General features: G+C 57.7%; 13 protein-coding genes. 3 read left to right on the top strand and 10 right to left on the bottom strand.

All coding sequences use genetic code 11. The features are described from left to right. Nucleotides 1–2: 2 nt before the first annotated feature. Entirely contained in the window at nucleotides 3–1,211 is a 1,209-nt protein-coding gene (locus K5E80_RS07640; RefSeq protein ID WP_220635589.1) for a class I SAM-dependent methyltransferase, read from the top strand. A gap of 135 nt (nucleotides 1,212–1,346) precedes the next feature. Here K5E80_RS07640 and glmS read toward each other — a convergent pair whose 3' ends face one another. From glmS to K5E80_RS07655, 3 genes are all read right to left on the bottom strand, one after another. Next, nucleotides 1,347–3,164 carry a glutamine--fructose-6-phosphate transaminase (isomerizing) gene (gene glmS / locus K5E80_RS07645; RefSeq protein WP_220635590.1) on the bottom strand — a complete coding sequence of 606 codons (1,818 nt, stop codon included), beginning with the start codon at nucleotides 3,162–3,164 and terminating at the stop codon, nucleotides 1,347–1,349. Between the two features lie 204 nt (nucleotides 3,165–3,368). Then, entirely contained in the window at nucleotides 3,369–4,661 is a 1,293-nt protein-coding gene (locus K5E80_RS07650; RefSeq protein ID WP_220635591.1) for a site-specific integrase, read from the bottom strand. After that, nucleotides 4,654–4,899, bottom strand: coding sequence for a hypothetical protein (locus K5E80_RS07655; RefSeq protein WP_220635592.1), 246 nt, complete (start codon nucleotides 4,897–4,899; stop codon nucleotides 4,654–4,656). Before K5E80_RS07655 ends, K5E80_RS07650 begins: the two co-directional genes overlap by 8 nt. A gap of 138 nt (nucleotides 4,900–5,037) precedes the next feature. On the opposite strand from K5E80_RS07655, the gene K5E80_RS07660 reads away from it, so the two are divergent. Further along, nucleotides 5,038–5,337, top strand: coding sequence for a helix-turn-helix domain-containing protein (locus tag K5E80_RS07660; protein WP_220635593.1), 300 nt, complete (start codon nucleotides 5,038–5,040; stop codon nucleotides 5,335–5,337). 94 nt (nucleotides 5,338–5,431) lie between these two features. On the opposite strand, the gene K5E80_RS07665 is transcribed toward K5E80_RS07660, so the two are convergent. The 7 genes from K5E80_RS07665 to K5E80_RS17175 all read right to left on the bottom strand — a co-directional run bounded on the left by K5E80_RS07665 (nucleotide 5,432) and on the right by K5E80_RS17175 (nucleotide 15,224). Beyond that, nucleotides 5,432–6,293, bottom strand: a protein-coding gene (locus K5E80_RS07665; protein ID WP_220635594.1) for an IS5 family transposase whose coding sequence is annotated in 2 segments (ribosomal slippage) — nucleotides 5,432–5,879 and nucleotides 5,878–6,293 — 864 coding nt in all. Because the reading frame shifts where the segments join, the coding sequence is not laid out codon by codon here. Nucleotides 6,294–6,682: 389 nt separating this feature from the next. After that, nucleotides 6,683–7,513, bottom strand: a complete 831-nt coding sequence (locus K5E80_RS07670) for a sulfite exporter TauE/SafE family protein (RefSeq protein WP_220635595.1) — start codon at nucleotides 7,511–7,513, stop codon at nucleotides 6,683–6,685. A 294-nt stretch (nucleotides 7,514–7,807) separates the two neighbouring features. Continuing rightward, a complete protein-coding gene (locus K5E80_RS07675) occupies nucleotides 7,808–10,294 on the bottom strand; it encodes an efflux RND transporter permease subunit (protein WP_220635596.1) in 2,487 nt (828 codons plus the stop codon). A 15-nt stretch (nucleotides 10,295–10,309) separates the two neighbouring features. Next, the gene (locus tag K5E80_RS07680) at nucleotides 10,310–11,389 is read right to left on the bottom strand and encodes a WD40/YVTN/BNR-like repeat-containing protein (RefSeq protein ID WP_220635597.1); all 1,080 of its coding nucleotides are present in this window, start codon (nucleotides 11,387–11,389) and stop codon (nucleotides 10,310–10,312) included. 86 nt (nucleotides 11,390–11,475) lie between these two features. Further along, nucleotides 11,476–12,828, bottom strand: a complete 1,353-nt coding sequence (locus K5E80_RS07685) for a DUF1329 domain-containing protein (RefSeq protein ID WP_220635598.1) — start codon at nucleotides 12,826–12,828, stop codon at nucleotides 11,476–11,478. 14 nt (nucleotides 12,829–12,842) lie between these two features. Continuing rightward, on the bottom strand, nucleotides 12,843–14,624 hold the full coding sequence (locus tag K5E80_RS07690) for a DUF1302 domain-containing protein (RefSeq protein ID WP_343213237.1): 1,782 nt from the start codon (nucleotides 14,622–14,624) through the stop codon (nucleotides 12,843–12,845). 141 nt (nucleotides 14,625–14,765) lie between these two features. Beyond that, a complete protein-coding gene (locus K5E80_RS17175; RefSeq protein ID WP_425514536.1) occupies nucleotides 14,766–15,224 on the bottom strand; it encodes a glutathione S-transferase N-terminal domain-containing protein in 459 nt (152 codons plus the stop codon). Nucleotides 15,225–15,410: 186 nt separating this feature from the next. Between K5E80_RS17175 and K5E80_RS07700 the strand changes: the two genes are divergently transcribed. Next, on the top strand, nucleotides 15,411–17,195 hold the full coding sequence (locus K5E80_RS07700; RefSeq protein ID WP_220635601.1) for an acyl-CoA dehydrogenase: 1,785 nt from the start codon (nucleotides 15,411–15,413) through the stop codon (nucleotides 17,193–17,195). Nucleotides 17,196–17,253: the final 58 nt, after the last annotated feature.

Raw genomic sequence — 17,253 nt, forward strand, 5'->3', positions numbered from 1 at the left:
GAATGTGGAAGAAGCTTTGGATCAGGCAGGCCATAAAGCGGCTGGACAGCCGCAAGTTGCCGTTGCGCGTGATCTTCTGGGACGAGGTGGAATACGTTCCCAAGGTGCCCGAAAAAGTGCTGTTGCGGCTGCACTCGCCGGAGGCGGTACGTGCATTGGCAACACCGACGCTCGGTTCCCTGGCCCGCGCCTATGTCGAACAGAAATTCGATCTTGAAGGCGACATCCGCCACATCCTCGACATAGGCGAGGAACTCTGCGATGCCGCCACGGCACGCGATCCCAGGGGCAGCGCCACCTTTGCCTGGCTGCGCCACACCCGTCCCGCCGACCGGCGCAATATCGGCCGCCACTACGATGTCTCCAACGATTTCTACCGTCTCTGGCTCGACCCGCGCCTAGTCTATTCCTGCGCCTACTTCCGCCACCCGGATGACAGCCTCGAACGCGCCCAGGAACAAAAGCTGGACCTGATCTGCCGCAAGCTGATGCTCAAGCCGGGCGAACGTTTTCTCGACATCGGCTGCGGCTGGGGTGCCCTGCTGTTCTGGGCCATCGAGCATTATGGTGTGCATGGCAGCGGCATTACGCTGTCAAAAGAACAGCACGCCTATGTGCAAAACGAAATCGAAAAACGCAAGCTCGGCTCAAAAATGGAAGTGCATTTGCTGGATTATCGCGAACTGCATGCCGGGCAGCCCTTCGACAAGATCGCCTCGATCGGCATGTTCGAGCATGTGGGGCGCCGCAACCTCGTCACTTACTTCAACTCGATCAACAAACTGCTCAAACCCGGCGGCCTGGTCATGAACCACGGCATTACAGCAGCCGATCTCGATACCCAGGGCTTGCGCAGCGGCATCAGCGAATTCGTCGAACAATATGTGTTCCCGGGCGGCGATCTGGTGCATATATCGCGCGTACTCGAAGCCCTGGGCAAAGCGGGGCTCGAATGTCTCGACGTCGAATCGCTGCGCCCGCATTACGCCAAGACGCTATGGCGCTGGGTGGAGCGGCTGCAAGCCAGCGCCGAGCGCGCGCGCGAACTGGTCGGCGAAGAAAAATATCGCATCTGGCGCATCTACATGGGCGGCTCCGCGCATGCTTTCAGCCGCGGCTGGATGTCGCTGCATCAGGTGCTGGCGGGAAAGGTGCATGAAGACGGCAGCCTGCCCTATCCTTTCACGCGCGATCATCTTTACGCGGAATAACCTCTTGTCATTCCACCGTGACTGATTTGGCCAAATTGCGCGGCTTGTAGTTACAACCGGCCGCTGACGCGGCCTTAACCCCGCTTGCGGATTAGCCTCCTCTGCAAGCAGCGCGGTCATCCGATCACGGCGAACTCATTCCACCGTGACCGATTTAGCCAGATTGCGCGGCTTGTCGACATCGGTGCCCTTTACCAGCGCCACATGGTAGGCCATCAACTGCAGCGGCACGACATGCAGGATCGGGGAGAACAGGCCGTAGTGTTCCGGCAGGCGCAGGATGTGAACTCCCTCTGATGCTTCCACGGCGGAATCGGCGTCGGCGAAGACATAGAGTTCGCCGCCGCGCGCCTTGACTTCCTGCAGATTGGATTTGAGCTTTTCCAGCAGCGCATCATTGGGCGCGATGGAAATGACCGGCATGTCCTTGTCGACCAGCGCGAGAGGTCCATGCTTGAGTTCGCCCGCCGGATAGGCCTCGGCGTGGATATAGGAGATTTCCTTGAGCTTCAACGCACCTTCGAGCGCGATCGGATAATGGTGGCCACGGCCGAGGAAGAGCGCATGGTGCTTGTCGGCGAAACGCTTCGACCATTGCTCGATCTGCGGCTCCAGCGTGAGTACTTTTTGCACTGCGACCGGCAGGTGGCGCAATGCCGTGAGATGTTTCGCTTCGTCTGCCAACGGGAGAGCCGCTTTTTGTTTCGCCAACGCCAGAGTCAGCAGCGCCAGCGCCGCGAGTTGCGTCGTGAAGGCCTTGGTCGAAGCGACGCCGATCTCGGGACCGGCACGCGTCAGGAATTTGAGTTCCGCCAGGCGGATCAGGGCCGATTCCGGCACGTTGCAAATAGCCAGTGTCTTGGTCAGTCCCAGCGATTGGGCGTGCTTCACTGCCGCCAGCGTGTCGGCCGTTTCGCCGGACTGCGAAATGGCGATCACCAGCGCATCGGGATTGGGAACCGAGTGCCGGTAGCGGTATTCACTGGCGATTTCAACAGTACAGGGAAGTTTTGCCACTTGCTCGATCCAGTAGCGCGCGACGAGACCGGCGTGATGGCTGGTGCCGCAGGCCAGGATCAGTACCGATTTTGCCTCGGCGAATATCTGCGGCGCCCGGGCGCCAAACAGGTTGGGGGCGATGGTTTGCGCGCCGCCGATCATTTCCAGCGTATTGGCCAGCGCCTGCGGCTGCTCGAAAATTTCCTTCTGCATGTAATGGCGGTACTGGCCCAGTTCCACGGCATCGGCAGACAGGGTGCTCTCGTGGCACGGACGAGCTACCGGCGTGCCATCGGCCAGCACGATGCGATGCCCGGCCGGCGTCAGCTCGGCGACATCGCCGTCTTCGAGGTAAACCACGGTGCGCGTCACCTGCAATAGCGCGGAAGTATCCGATGCTGCATACGCTCCGCCATCCGCAACGCCGAGCAGCAAGGGCGCGCCGTGCCGAGCCACGATGACGCGCGATTTGCCTTCGCGTAATACCGCAATGGCATAGGCGCCGACCAGTTGCGCCACCGACAGGCGCACTGCTTCGAACAGGTCGGGAACGCGTTTCAACGTATCTTCGATCAGATGGGCAATGGCCTCGGTATCGGTATCGGAGACAAAGACATAGCCGCGGGCCGAGAGACCCTGCTTGATCTCGGCGAAGTTCTCGATGATGCCGTTATGGACCACCGCCAGCCCGCCCGAGACATGCGGGTGGGCATTGCGCTCGGAGGGCACGCCATGCGTCGCCCAGCGCGTATGGGCGATACCGGTTTGCGCCGACAGGCCTTCTGCCTGGGCCGCCAGCTCTGCCACCCGGCCAACGCTGCGCAGGCGCTGCAAGCCGGAATTGAGTACCGCCAGGCCGGCCGAATCGTAGCCTCGGTATTCGAGTTTCCGAAGTCCTTCGATAAGGAAGGGAACTACATTGCTGCGGGAAATGGCCGCGACGATTCCGCACATGGGAAGGAAGAAAGATTCTGAATGACGGCGTCGATTATAGCGAAGGAAGAATCGAACATCGCAAATACGGCGTCATCGTGATGGGGGTGCGTTGGCACGCGCCGACGGCGGCGACGTTGTCGTTGGAGCTGGTAGAAGCCCCCTACCCGTTCGCCCGGATTGAGCCGGGCCAGGCTGGAATGGGGAATAGGCCGGGTTGCCCGCTCAGACGGTGTCATGGGCCACCTCCGCAGTGTCGACGGCTCGTGGGGCAATCAGCGCGGATGCGGCAGGCGTTGCCGCGCCGGATTGCAGCAGCAGGCGCTCGAAGGCGGAGCCATCCTGGCGCGTGAGGTTGGGCACGAAACGGCCATAGACCTTGAACAGCATCTCGGTGCTCGTGTGCCCCATCTGCCGCGCAATCCACAATGGGCTCTCGCCGGCGGCGAGCCACAGCGTCGCTGCCGTGTGCCGGCTCTGGTAGGGACGACGTGGCGTCAGGCCCTGGTGCCGCAGCAGCGGATACCAGACGCGCTTGGTCACGTTATTGTGATCGAGCGGGTTGCCTTCGCGGGTGCAGAAGACATAGGCGCTCAACTGGCGAGTAGTCTGCTCCTGGTTGCGCAAGGCCTGATAGACGGCTTCGTTCATCTGGATCTCGCGCTGGGAGCCGTCGGTCTTGGTGGTGTCCTCTTCACCGAGCACGATGGTTTCACGCACCAGGATCAGGCGCCGCTCGAAATCGACGTATTTCCACTTGAGGCCGTCGATTTCGCCGGTGCGCATGCCGGTGAAGAAGCGCACCGCGTAGTAGTCGCGGAAATCCGCGCGTACCGTCTCGAGGATTTGTTTCACTTCGTCCAGGCTGAACGGGGTAATGTCGCTCTTCACTATCTTGAGCGGCTTGATGTTGCGAAACGGCGTGGTAAATTCGAATCGGTCGGCTGCTTCGTTGAGGATTTGGCGCAGCGGCGCCATGATGGCGTTGATGCGTTTTGCGGGAAGTGTGTCTGCCTTGCGCCCGGGTACTTTGGCGAGTGTCGAGCGAAAGGCGAGGATTTTCGACTTGGTGATGTGGCCGACCACCTTGTCGCCGAAGGCGGGTAGGAGATGCCGGCGCAGGATGTCGTCTATGGTGCGGCGATGGCTGCGGCGCCAGGCGACTTCGTTCTCCACAACCCAGGTGCGCGAGAACTCGGTGAAGGTTGGTGTATTGCCGACGATGCCGGTGGCGATGGTTGTTGTATTTCCAGTTACGCCGCTCGCTTGTAGAACCTGCGTCGAGGCGACGGGCTGCTCTGTATCGAACTTCGCCGCCATCTTGCTGTGGGGGAAGTAGCGGCGGTAGTCGAAGGTTCCCGACTGGATATCGAACTCGATACGCTCGAGAATCCTTTCGAGTTTCTTCCGGTTGGCACTGGTGTCTTCCAAGGCCGTCTGTTCGCGACAACGCTGGCCCTTATAGAAGAGGTCAAAGTAAAGCGTACCGGTTTCCTTGCGTCCGCGAATCTTAGCCATGACACACCCCGCCATTGGCCATCGGGATCGATATAGCGGCAAGTCCGGAGGCATTACCCATGTCTGTCTCGATCTGCTCCCAAAGGTAGAGGATCTTGCGGCCGCCGAAGGGACGGATGTAGTGGACGCCTTCGAGCAGGACACTGTCCTTGAGCCGCTCGCGGATAGTGCGGCAGTCGTATTTGATGCGGGACGACAGTTCCTCTGTCGTTAGGTATGTCTTGTTGCTTGCTGGCATAATGCCCTCCTTATCACTTACCGATTAAATGAATCACTATTGATACATATGTATCGTACGTTTAACACTCCTTTCTGTGAGTGCAAGTTTTTTTTGGGAGGAATAAGGCAAGTGATTCGCTTTCGGATTCAGGAATTGATGGCTGACAAGCAGTTTGCCGAGGGGCGGACCATCACTGTCACGGAGGTTGCGGGGGCCACAGGTATCAGCAGAGTTACGCTATCCAGAATGCTTAACCAGAGGGGTTATGTGACAGGTAGCGACACGATAGATGCACTCTGCGAGTACTTCAAATGCCCGATTGAAAAAGTAGCGGAATATATTCCGGCACCGAAAATGCCGGAGCCGCCGAAGAAATCGGTTAAGGACACAAAATCCGCTGGAACCAGCCAGGTTAAAGGGGAGCGGCGCACACCATCCAGGTCGACCAAGCGTTAGTCGTTTTTCCTTGACTGCCAATTAACCTAGCACCGGTGCATAACGCTATGGAGAGGTCTGATTTTCTCTTCCGATATTTCCCTGCTTTTAGTACTTATCCGTAAATTATATTGACGTCGAGCGGCACCTTGCAGAAGGCGATGATGGCGGCGGCAAGATGGTTGAAGGCAACGAAGCTGCGTTCGAGTTTCTCATATCGCACAAGCAGCTTGCGAAAGCGATTGAACCAGCTATGGCAGACCTCGACCACCCATCGCCGGGCCTTCTTCTTCGGGTCGCGCCGCTTGGCGTCGGCCTCCTTGCGGCGATCGACGACATGTGGAATGTAGCCGTGCGTTTTGATGGTGCCGAGGTTGTCGGCGCTGCAGTAGCCGGCATCGGCGCACAGGTGCTTGCTGCGCCTGAGCAACGGGGCCTCGCGTTTGACCATGATGGCACCAAGTACCTCGTCGAGTCGCTTGCCGTCATTGACATTGGCCCCGGTCACGACGATCGACAAGGGGACGCCACGACCGTCTACCAGCAGATGGCGCTTGCTGCCTTTTTTTCCCCCGATCCGTCGGGTTTGGGCCAACGGCTTCCTGTGCCAAGGGGGCCTTCATCATCGCACCATCGACGCTTTGCCACCGCCAAGCGATGCCCTCCATATCGTCGTATTCTGCCAACCCCGCTTTCCATAGCGCCTCGAAGAAGCCCGCTGCTTCCCATTCGAGGAAGCGCTTGTGGACGGCGCTCGCGCTGCCAAAACGTTCCTTGGGCAAAGCCTTCCATTGACAGCCCGTGCGTAGTACATACACGATGGCCTCGAACACCTGTCGTGCCGGCTTCGGCGGTCGTCCGGCACCCGGCTTGCGTAGGTACTTCTTATTCGGTGGGGAAGCCCGCTGCGGAATCAGCGGTTCAATCCTCTGCCAGAATGCATCCGTTACTACCCAAGATTCGGCTCGCTTCGCCATCGCCTCGCTCCTTCGCCGCGCTTACTGCGACTCGGAACGAGAGTATAACTATTTTACGGATAAGTTCTTAGCATTTGAGTTCGCAAGTCAATAGCTACAAGAACGCGGGACTAAACACCTAAACCAACCCGACCATGGACACCCCTCGTGCTGAGCAATTGTGCTCCCAAAGCGGCTACCGCCGACGTTCGGGACAGCGCCATGAATTCGCACAAACTCAGCCCCTTCTGGAATTGCACTCGATTCTTCGGCATCAATTATCTCCTTGTTTATTCAAGCAATGCCACTTTGCTACACCTACTGACTCACTAGCTGAGCCTCATTGGTAATCAGGTACCAATGCTTATGGCAGGCGCGTATTCAGCTTATGAAATGTGCAATATCCGATTTCAGAATCTGGCTAACGCATGTACCATCATTGACATTGAAACGGCCAGAACAAGTAGGGAGAAACCTTTTTGCAACTTGTGGTCCGCAATATATGGGGCTGCCACGCGCCCCAAGGCCATGCCGCTTACGGTGCCTGCAACGAACGGAAGAGCTACTTCAAGAGGTAACGATCTTCCCTCCATCAGTCCGCTTACAACAGTTCCCGTACTGATCAGGGCTATTGCCATGAGCGAGGTTGCGATTGCCGAGTGTATTGAAAGTGGAGTCGTGGCACGCAATGCCGGCACGATCACAAACCCTCCTCCTACGCCAAGGAGACCTGAAAGAAACCCTGTCGCAGTGCCGACCAAACCAAGAAGGCAGAGAGTTCCCCAATTCCAGATCAGCCGACCGCTAAGTGGATTTAGTTTGCAGATTTTCCCGGAACACGGTTCACCTTCTCCATCCACAGTGGCCCTTACGATAGTTGCCTCCTTTGAGGCAATTACCGCAGAGCGAAACATGCGGATGGCAACAATCCCGAGCACTATGGAAAAAATAATGATCAGCATTGATGGTTGCAAAGTGTTCGCCACTCTGATTCCGAACGGCGCAACCATTACACCTATAACAGCTATAAAAGTCGCGGTACGGTAGCGCACGTAGCTGTGGCGCCATGCCATCAATGCGCCAACTGCCGCTGCAACAGCCACTGCCAGAAGTGAAACCGTGGCTGCCTGTGTAATAGGCCAATCAAGACCAGCCATGAGCAACGGTACGGCAAGGATAGACCCGCCCGCACCAGTCAGGCCCAATATAAAACCAATGACCGTCCCAATCAAAATGCTCATATGATCAAGCCTTGATCATTGATCGAGAAAACACCATTGAATCGCCCCGGTTTCAGTTGACACTATCGAGCCTGTTTCTTTCGCAGTAATCTGGATCCGGAAGGATAAATGACAACGGCAATGCGGCAACGGGCGCAGATGAATCAACATTTACCAAGACCTGTAGTTGGCGCCTAATTTTGAGAGGACCGGGAAAAGGTGTTGATGCGTCAATTCATTTGAGCATCAGCATCCGATTGACATAATCACGGACGCATGCGCTGCATCAGGCCGGTAGGCAGAAGTCTTTGCGCATCACTGATGCGCTCGAGCGCGCTGGCCAACAAATAACTCTCCAGGGTCTGTTGCCAAATATTGGTTCTTGGCTCCCGCCTGCTGTGGCGTCTTGAGCAAAAAATGCGACAAGGCCGGGATCAGGATCAGCGCGCCGATCATGTTCCAGATGAACATGAAGGTAAGAAGTATGCCCATGTCGGCCTGGAACTTGATTGGAGAGAAAATCCAGGTCACTACGCCGGCGGCGAGCGTAAAGCCCACCAGCGCCACCACCTTGCCGGTGAATTCGATTGAACGCTTGCAAGCTACCGCCAGCGATGCACCGAGACGCTGCTGCGCCAGCTGGATGCTGAGCAGGTATAGCGCGTAATCGACCCCGATGCCGACTCCGAGCGCGATCACCGGCAGCGTGGCAACCTTGACGCCGATTCCGAGAATCACCATCAGCGCTTCGCACAGGATGGAGGTCATCACCAGCGGCACCACCGCCACCACCACGGCGCGCCAGTTGTGGAAGGTGATGAAGCACAGCGCGATTACAGCTGCATAAACATAGATCAACATGGTGCGATTGGCCTCACGCACCACGATGTTGGTGGCAGCCTCGATACCGGAGCTACCTGCTGCCAACAGGAACTGGCGCTCCGGCGTGCTGTGTTCCTCAGCAAAGCGGTGCGTAACCGCCACCAGGCTGTCCAGGGTTTCCGCACGATGATCGGTCAGATACGCTATCACGGGCATCAGCGAGCAATCGTTGTTAAACAGGTCGGGATTGTTCACGGAGGCCTGCTGGGCGCCATAGTTCAGCACATCCTGGTTGCGCGCCAGCGTCAGCCACTTCGGGCTGCCCTCGTAGGAACCCGCGGTAATCTGGCGGATGGCGTTGCCAAGGAATACCGTGGTCTGAACGCTGGGCAGCTGCTGCATTTCCCAAGCCAGGCGATCGGCTTCGATCAGGGTCGGGTACTTGAGGCAACCTTCCGCCTCTGTCTTGATCATGACAGCGAACTGATCGCTGGAGAGCGAGTAATGCCCGGTGATGTAGGTGTTGTCACGGTTGTATCGCGAGTCTGCGCGCAACTCCGGTGCGCCGGGTTCGAGATCGCCGATGGCGAGACGCTGGCTGACAATGAATGCGGCCAGCATGAGCAGGGCGGAAATTGCCAGCGCCCCGATGGCCCAGCGGCGTTCGGTAAAACGCTCAATCCAGTTCCACAGAGTGCTGCCTCCGCCCAGTTGCGGCGTGCCTTTGACGCTTAGTGCGCGCTTGGCGGCCCGTTCACTGACGCCGGTATAGGACAGCAAAACGGGTAGCAGGATCAGATTGGTGAAGATCAACATGGTGACGCCAATGCTGGCGGTCAGCGCCAGGTCCTTGATCACCGGAATATCGATCACCATCAGTACCGCAAAACTGACGGCATCAGCAATCAGGGCCGTGATGCCAGCCAGGAACAGGCGGCGGAAGGTGTAGCGCGCGGCGACAAGCCGATGCATACCGCGCCCGACGTCCTGCATGATGCCGTTCATCTTCTGCGCGCCATGCGAAACGCCGATGGCGAAGATCAGAAAGGGCACCAGTATGGAAAATGGATCCAGTTCGAAACCCAGCCAAGCAATACTGCCGAGTTGCCACACCACTGCCGCAGTAGAGCATAGTATGACAAGTACTGTGCTGCGCACACAGCGGGTATAGAAGTAAATCATTAGCACAGCGACCAAGACGGCGAAACCAAAGTAACTGATGACCTGAGCTAGCCCGTCGATCAGGTCGCCGACCAACTTGGCGAAGCCGATGATGCGCACCCGAATGCCGCTGTTGGCAGAAATGCCTTCGTAGTGAGTGCGCAGCTTTTCCTCTAGCACACGTGATAGCGCGCGATAGTTGATCGGCCGCCCGGTGGATGGATCCTTGTCCAGCAGCGGTACAACTATCATGCTCGACTTGAAATCGGTACCAACGAAGCGTCCGACCACCCCGGCGCGGCTGATGTTGAGCCGCAACTTTTCAGTGGCCTGGGGCGATCCGTCGTAGTTGTCTGGCATTACCGACCCGCCCTGGAACCCTTCTTCGGTAACCTCCGTCCAGCGCATGGACGGGGTCCATAGCGACTTCACCCATGCACGGTCGACACCGGGTGTCAGGAACACCTCGTCGTTGATCTTTTTCAGCGCCTCCTGGTAGGCTGGATCGAATATATCGCCCTTGCTGTTTTCGACCACAATGCGCAAAACATTACCCAGGCCGCGCAGACTTTCGCGGTTGTCCAGATAGTTCCTGATGTAGGGATGACTGCGCGGGATCATCTTGTCAAAACTTGCATTCAGGGTCAGCTTGGTGAACGCCGCCCAGGCCATGACCACGGTGAGGAGTGCGCAAACCATGACCACCACAATCCGGTTGTTGAAAATCAGACGTTCTAGCCTGATTCCCGAGTGGACATCGAAATCAGCCAAGGTTACTGGCGCATTGGTGTGATCGGGGGAGTTGGCATCTGCAATCATGTCAGGACTCTCAGATTAGCGCAAAGAATGGCGTTGGATGCCACGTGGACCGGCGACCAGAACAACGTCATTACCGATACCGATTACTGCTGCGGCCGGGACCATATGCTCCAGCTTGGCGGCAACGAAACTTTCGCCCATATGCTGCCCCAGCAGGAGCTGACCGGACTGGCTGGCCAGCAAGAGCGTGTCTCCATTCAACGGGGTGCCGGCGGTGATGCCGTCCTGAAATGGCGTCTCGACTTTAAACCAATTTGCGCCCCCATCGGTACTGCGGAATGCATTGCCGCGCAGGCCGAAAGCCACCAGCGCCGTGGCATTGCCGACGATGCCAAAAAAAGTGCCCTTGTAGGGGGTGGTCAGGTTGCGGAAGCGATTGTCGTCGGGCGCCAGTTTGAGCAGCAGTCCCTGCTCCCCGGCGAGATAAACATCGGCGCCAATGCCGCGTACAGCGTAAAAATGCAGGCGTTTCGGATTGTCGGTGGCGTGGTACCACGGCACCCAGGTCTTGCCACCATCCTCGGTGCGGAAGATCAGATTGAAGGTTCCTACCGCAAATCCGTTTCGCTCATCTGCGAACCAGACATCGAGCAGAGAGTTCTCCGGTCCCTGATCGGCGACGCGGGCGATGTCGTCGAGCATGCGTTGCGTATCGGCAGGTGTGCCCAGTTCACCCTTGCCGGCCAGCGCGGTATAGTACGTACGCATCATGTCGCCGATGCGGCGGCCATCGAGTTGCAGGGTCCAGGTCAGGCCAGCGTCGGCGCTATGCAGTATCACTCCGTCATGTCCAACGACCCAGCCGAGCTTGGGTGTCGGGAAACTGACCGCCAGCAGGTCTGAACTAACCGGAACCTTCGCTTGTTTCCATGTGCTGCCTGCGTCGTCCGAATAGACGATGTGGCCACGTTGACCAATGGCAACGATGCGGTCGCCAGCCTTGGCAAGGCCATTGAGCAATGAATGCGCTGCAAGGGGGCTCAGGCTGGCCGGAGTATCGAGCACGTCGCGGAACCCTGCGGCAAAGACAGGTGTTGCCGTCGCCAGCCACATGACGGCCACCAGAACGGAAGTGAAGATGGAACGGAAGCGCATGGACGCAGGTGCCTGTAGGAGTTAGAAAGAAGACAGCCGGGAGGGCGTACCTGAGGGTCTCGCTCCCGGCTGTTCAGCTAGTCCAATCAGCGGAGCCCCCCCCCCGCGAGAGAGTCCGGAGTCCAGTCGCTAAGCGGCAGCGGCTTGGTATAGCGCAGGCCGCCGGTCTCGGCGGTAAAGCCCGTCAACGAATACGAACCGGAGATCAGGTCGTAGATGCTGTGCATATCGGACCACGGAGCTGGAACCTCATAGCTCGGCGTAGCGTAGGCAAAACCCGAGCGGAACAACTGCCCGCGAGCGTCGTACTGATCGCTGGCGATGGCCGCCCAACTGTCCTCGTCGAGATAGAACACGCGCTTGCTATATACATGACGCTTGCCTTCGCGCAGTGTCGCTTCGACCACCCAGACGCGATGCAGTTCCCAGCGCACCAGATCCGGATTCAGGTGATTGGGCTTGGCGAGATCGGCACTGGTCGAAAAATAGGCCATGCGATAGTCATTGTATGGAACATACATCTCCTTCTTGCCCATCAGCTTGAAGTTGAAGCGATCCATCGAACCGTTGAAGAGGAATATTTCGTCGAAAGTGCTGGCGCCACCCGTACCCGGGTTTGGCGTATCGAAAGCCAGATCCGGAGCAACCCTGACCCGGCGCTGGCCGGGCAGATACTGCCAAGCGCGACGATCCTTCTCGGCGAAGTTCAGCGGATCAATCCACAGGATGGCCTCGCCAGCCCGGCGCGCCGGGCCCGTGTAGTTGATGCGCTGCTTATAGTAGATGCCAGTCTCGGTCGTAGCCATGTTCCAGTAGGGATATTCCTGGACAATGGTGCCCTTGGTTGACAACGCCGCCCTGCCCGAAGCGTCGACGTTCCAGTTACTGTAGTTCACCTCGTAGGCGACGCCATTGAAGCGCAGCAGGTGGTTCCACATTGCCTCGAAGCCGTCCTTTGGTATCGGGAAAGGGAAACCGGCATGACAGCCTTCCATCGACCGCCCCCCATTGGTGGTCTTGGCGGTCACCGCGCATTTCACCGTGTTATCGGTAACGAACTTCGGGAAGGCTACGCTGCGATGGGTCGGATACACTTCAAGGCGATAGCTTGGATATTTGGTGAGCAGCGCCTTGGCTCCCTCAGTCAACCTGGCCACATAGGAGGCCATATTTTTCCTGTCGATCACCAGCACCGGCTTTTCGTTGGCAAAAGGATCGGGGCGCAGACCGGCACCTTCCTTGAAGCCGGCAGGCACCGTGATATTGCCACCGGTGTAGGCAGGAATGGAGCCATCCTTGCTGGCGCCCTTCTCGGCTCCAATGGCAGTCAGGGTAGTCCCAAGCTGTTTCGCTTCGTCAGCCGAAACAGCCGCCTGGGCAAGACCACCACTTAACGCTGTTGTCAGCATTAGGGCAATAACCGTTTTTTTAATATTCATTTGTTATCTCCTCCTCAAAAGGATGTTTTGAAGGTCAGACTAAGGAAATCGCGATCCTTGAGCAATGTGGTAAACCCGTTTTGCGAGACTACCTGAGTGCCGGCGGCATTTGTCTGGTAGTTACCCATATATCCGCTGTACTTAAGATCAACCTTGTACTTCAGCCGGATATCAAGACCCAGACCGACGCTAAAGCTGCCTAGGCCATCGTTTCCGCCAAAAGTCGTGGCAGCGTTACCATTCAGGCCAACGGAGTAGGTCAGGGGCATCGACAGGTCATAACCGGGCATGACCTGATACCAGGTCGGGGTGAACGCAGCGGCTATGCCGACATAGTTCTTTGTTGCGCATCCGCTATCTTTGCCAAGCGGTGCACCGGTCAATGTGGAGCAGCCGGCAAAGCCGACCGCATTGAACAGGTTGGCACCGCTGCGCACTTTGTTCCAGCGGCTCCATGTCAGTTCAGTTGCCCAGATGGCGGCGTCGAACAAGGGTGTGCTCGCTATCGTGCCGAGGGCGTTGACAAGTCCGTGATAGGTATCTCCGCGCGGCCCCTTGGTGTCGCCTTTGGAGGGGAGTCCCAGGGCGACGCCGAGAACCTTCGAGGTCAGTGGCGTATTCCTCCGATAGGACAACTCGGCGCCGAAACTGACACCGGCGATATTCTTTGCCAGACTAATGCCATACAAGTCGATATGGTCGGCATAGATAAGATTGTAGGTGCTACCCGTGACCAGCGGCAGATTACTGATGGACGCTGGAAATGCTGCCGGCGTCAGCGCGATGTTTGTCAAAAGCAGCTGCGGCATCTTGTCGGCAAAGCGACGATAGTAGAAGCCCATTGTGCCGTCGAGCATCTCGGGCGACCACCGTGCTGCAAGACCATATTCGCCACTCCTTTCCGGGGTTGCGGCATTGCCCCGTTTCGCGCCGATCAAGGCACCGGCATATGGGCCGAGAGGCGCTATGTTGGGAAGTTGCGCCACAACCACGCGATCAGGCCCGTTGAAAGCGAAATCCACCGGTCCCAGAAAGGTTCCCCCTTCGGGGTAGCGAAATGGCTGCCAATCGAGAAAGTACTCCGCTGCAATCGACAGTTTGTCGGTGATCTGGGCCTGAGCAGAAATCTGGTCGAGCGGTCGGAACAGTTCCTTGGCTTCCACTCCCGGGGTAGCAAAGCCTTTCTGCAAATCCAGCGGCGCTTGGGAGTAGGAGACACCGTGCATCGCACCTCCGAGGAACAAACCTTCACCCCAGGTCACCGTATGCTGTCCGACTTTCAGCTTGATGGGTACGTCACCGGCATTAAAGTTGGTGAACGCGAATGCGTCGAGGAACTCCCCGGAAGGCCCATGGTAGTAACGTTTTACGAAAGGACTGAATTCATTGTTGATATAACTGGGATTGGCAATCGCCGGATTCGACTTGCCTTTGTCGCCATAGGCATCGTCATACCAGAGCGCTGCACTGACACGAAAGCCCATGTTTTTCTTGTAGACAAAATCCAGTTCGGACAATACGTCCAGGCGGCTGGAGACGGTGTCTCCTTTATCAAAGAGATAATTACCTTCGTCAAAGTTGGGGGCAGCTGCGATCTTCTTGTCGCGGTGACCAACACGCTGCGCCCAGTTGTAGCGCAATGTGTTGTCCCAACGCATCTGTACATCCGGATTGTTGGTGTCGATCTCGAATGCTATTGCTTGGCCGCTCAACGCTGCACCGACCGCTGCGCCAATGACAGAGCAACGTATCGTTCTGGCAGTGATTGATCTCGTCCTCGTCCTCGTAATCATCATATCGTTTTTCCTTTTTTAGTTTGTCTTCAAGCTCCACCTGCGATAGCGCCGGTACATCACCACGCCCGGACAATGCGCATTGTGCTGAATCGCCACCCAAAACCCCCCCCCAAGTTCGGGGGGGCTGTCACAAGGGTACGCCTACGCGGAGCTCATAGAGGTTCTGTCGCCATGCGGATCTATGGAAGCACTTGTATGGATGCCTCGCGGAGGCATCCATACGATCTGAACACGTCCTTTTCCGTTCATTCCGATGACTAACTCCAGGAAGTGGTTGCCGTCCTTGGGGATCGGATGGATCATTGCGTCAAGGTCCAGTTCGGTAAGCGCTTCACGTACGTACCGGCAATGAGGGCAGAATTCAGCTTCGTAAAGTTCTAGAGAAGCTACTGGCAACTTGCGGTGCCCCTTGACAAGGGTTCCCCTCGCCAATCGTGTCAGGAAAGGCAGTAATGAGCTGACACCCTTAATCGTATTACCCATACCCTCAGCCTTTTGTCCCTGAATGGTCGATGGTTCGCGAACCCATTCTCTGGCATGAGCATAAAACGCTGAAATCTCTATTGCCCCCCCGACGTTGGGGGTAGCTGCCGAGTCCATAATCCTTATTATGTAAATTTTGACAAATTCGTCGCACTGCAATTATCTGGCTGCGTCGTTGTTCTGTCAGCGAGGCGTGAGATTTGCCCAGCAACGCTCTCCAAATGCATGGCGCGTCAAATGGACAGGTACGCCCATGGGTGCCGCAGGCATTTTTGAAGCTCCCAAACTTTCAGGAGTAAAACGATGACACAGTATGTTGCCCCGATTCGGGATATGCAGTTCGCTCTGGATGTTGCCGGGTTCTCGGCAATACCCTCTCTCCCCGGATTCGAGGACGCCCAGCCGGATGTGGTCGCGGCAATATTGGAAGAGGCAGGCAAGTTTGCCGGAAATGCACTGGCCCCGTTGCGCCGCATCGGCGACATCGAAGGCTGCCAGTGGAGCGATGCCGGGGTGAGCACTGCCCCAGGGTGGCGCGAGGCCTGGGAAGCGTTTCGCGACGCCGGATGGCCGGCGTTGGCAAGCACGCCGGACTTCGGCGGCCAGGGCTTGCCCAAATCCGTTTCCACGCCGGTGGGCGAGATGTGGCAAAGCGCCAACATGGCATTTTCGTTAATGCCCATGCTCGCCTACGGTGCCGCCGAGGCGCTGTTCTGCAACGCCTCCGACGAATTGAAAAAGCGCTATTTGCCCAAGATGATCGCCGGCATCTGGGGCGGCACCATGAACCTCACCGAGCCAAACGCCGGTTCTGATCTGGCGGCGGTGCGCACCCGGGCAGAACCTCAAGCGGATGGCAGCTACCGCATCTTTGGTCAGAAGATATTCATCACCTACGGCGAACACGATCTCACCGAAAACATCATTCATCTGGTGCTGGCCCGCTTGCCGGATGCTCCCGCCGGCGTGAAAGGGATATCCCTGTTTGTTGTGCCCAAGGTTATGGTGAACAAGGACGGATCCCTAGGCGAGCGTAATGATGTGAAATGCATTTCCATAGAACACAAGCTGGGCATTCATGCCAGCCCGACTTGCGTGATGTCATTCGGCGATGCCGGCGGCGCGGTCGGCGATCTGGTCGGGCAAACCAATCGCGGACTTGAGTACATGTTCGTGATGATGAACGAGGCCCGCTTCAACGTCGGCCTGCAAGGCATCGCCCAGGGCGAAGGCGCCTACCAGAAGGCGTTTGCATACGCCCGGGAACGGATTCAGGGGCGTGACACCGTCAGTGGCGAAAATCATGTCCCCATCATCCGCCACCCGGACGTTTCCCGCATGCTGCTGCGCATGAAGGTACTCAACCAGGCGGCACGCTTCATCGCCTATTGGGTGGCAACCCAATTCGATTATGCACATGCCCACCCCGACCCCGAAGTGAAATCCCGCAGCAATGGCTTCGTCGATTTGCTGATGCCGGTGGTCAAGGGCTGGAGTTCGGAAGTCGGCTGCGAAGTGACCAGCCTCGGCGTGCAGGTTCACGGGGGCATGGGCTTCATCGAGGAAACCGGCGCCGCCCAGTACTTCCGCGATGCCCGTATTGTGCCAATCTACGAAGGCACCACGGGAATCCAGGCCAACGACCTGATCGGCAGGAAACTCATGCGTGATGGAGGAGCAGCCTTCGGCCTCCTGATCCAGGAGATGTCCACCGATGTGACCCGCCTGTTCGACTCGAATAATGACCGGCTGATCGCCCTGGGTATACGCCTGCGGGAGCAGGTAGCATTGCTCGACAGCGCCAGCCAGCACCTCCTGTCCTTGGGCAAATCCGATATGGCAGCCGCCCTGTCGGTCGCCGTACCCTTCATGCACCTTGCCGGCATTGTCTGCGGGGCTTGGCAATGGGGGCGCGCAGCGCTATTGGCGGCGGCGCAAGACAACCAGACTCGGGATCCCTATTTTGCGGCACAGGCCGCGCTCGCCGAGTTCTACTTTGTCCATGTCCTGCCTGGTGCCTCTGCATACGGGGAAACGGTGATGATGGCGGATTCCACCGTCGCCGACAGCAGCCTGCTGCTGGGTTGAATCGAATCAATTCACGAACTCGGCTGTGATGATAGGCTAGCCCTACAGGTGAAAAGTT

Origin of the sequence: Georgfuchsia toluolica, assembly GCF_907163265.1 — a bacterium.
Taxonomy (GTDB): Bacteria; Pseudomonadota; Gammaproteobacteria; order Burkholderiales; family Rhodocyclaceae; genus Georgfuchsia; species Georgfuchsia toluolica.

Bases quoted from the DNA above. Each gene is read 5' to 3' on its own strand.
- K5E80_RS07650 (WP_220635591.1), bottom strand. From the start codon at position 4,661: ATGGCTAAGATTCGCGGACGCAAGGAAACCGGTACGCTTTACTTTGAC.
- K5E80_RS07675 (WP_220635596.1), bottom strand. From the start codon at position 10,294: ATGATTGCAGATGCCAACTCCCCCGATCACACCAATGCGCCAGTAACC.
- K5E80_RS07680 (WP_220635597.1), bottom strand. From the start codon at position 11,389: ATGCGCTTCCGTTCCATCTTCACTTCCGTTCTGGTGGCCGTCATGTGG.
- K5E80_RS07685 (WP_220635598.1), bottom strand. From the start codon at position 12,828: ATGAATATTAAAAAAACGGTTATTGCCCTAATGCTGACAACAGCGTTA.
- K5E80_RS07660 (WP_220635593.1), top strand. From the start codon at position 5,038: ATGGCTGACAAGCAGTTTGCCGAGGGGCGGACCATCACTGTCACGGAG.
- K5E80_RS17175 (WP_425514536.1), bottom strand. From the start codon at position 15,224: ATGGACTCGGCAGCTACCCCCAACGTCGGGGGGGCAATAGAGATTTCA.
- K5E80_RS07690 (WP_343213237.1), bottom strand. From the start codon at position 14,624: ATGATGATTACGAGGACGAGGACGAGATCAATCACTGCCAGAACGATA.
- K5E80_RS07700 (WP_220635601.1), top strand. From the start codon at position 15,411: ATGACACAGTATGTTGCCCCGATTCGGGATATGCAGTTCGCTCTGGAT.
- K5E80_RS07655 (WP_220635592.1), bottom strand. From the start codon at position 4,899: ATGCCAGCAAGCAACAAGACATACCTAACGACAGAGGAACTGTCGTCC.
- K5E80_RS07640 (WP_220635589.1), top strand. From the start codon at position 3: ATGTGGAAGAAGCTTTGGATCAGGCAGGCCATAAAGCGGCTGGACAGC.
- glmS (WP_220635590.1), bottom strand. From the start codon at position 3,164: ATGTGCGGAATCGTCGCGGCCATTTCCCGCAGCAATGTAGTTCCCTTC.
- K5E80_RS07670 (WP_220635595.1), bottom strand. From the start codon at position 7,513: ATGAGCATTTTGATTGGGACGGTCATTGGTTTTATATTGGGCCTGACT.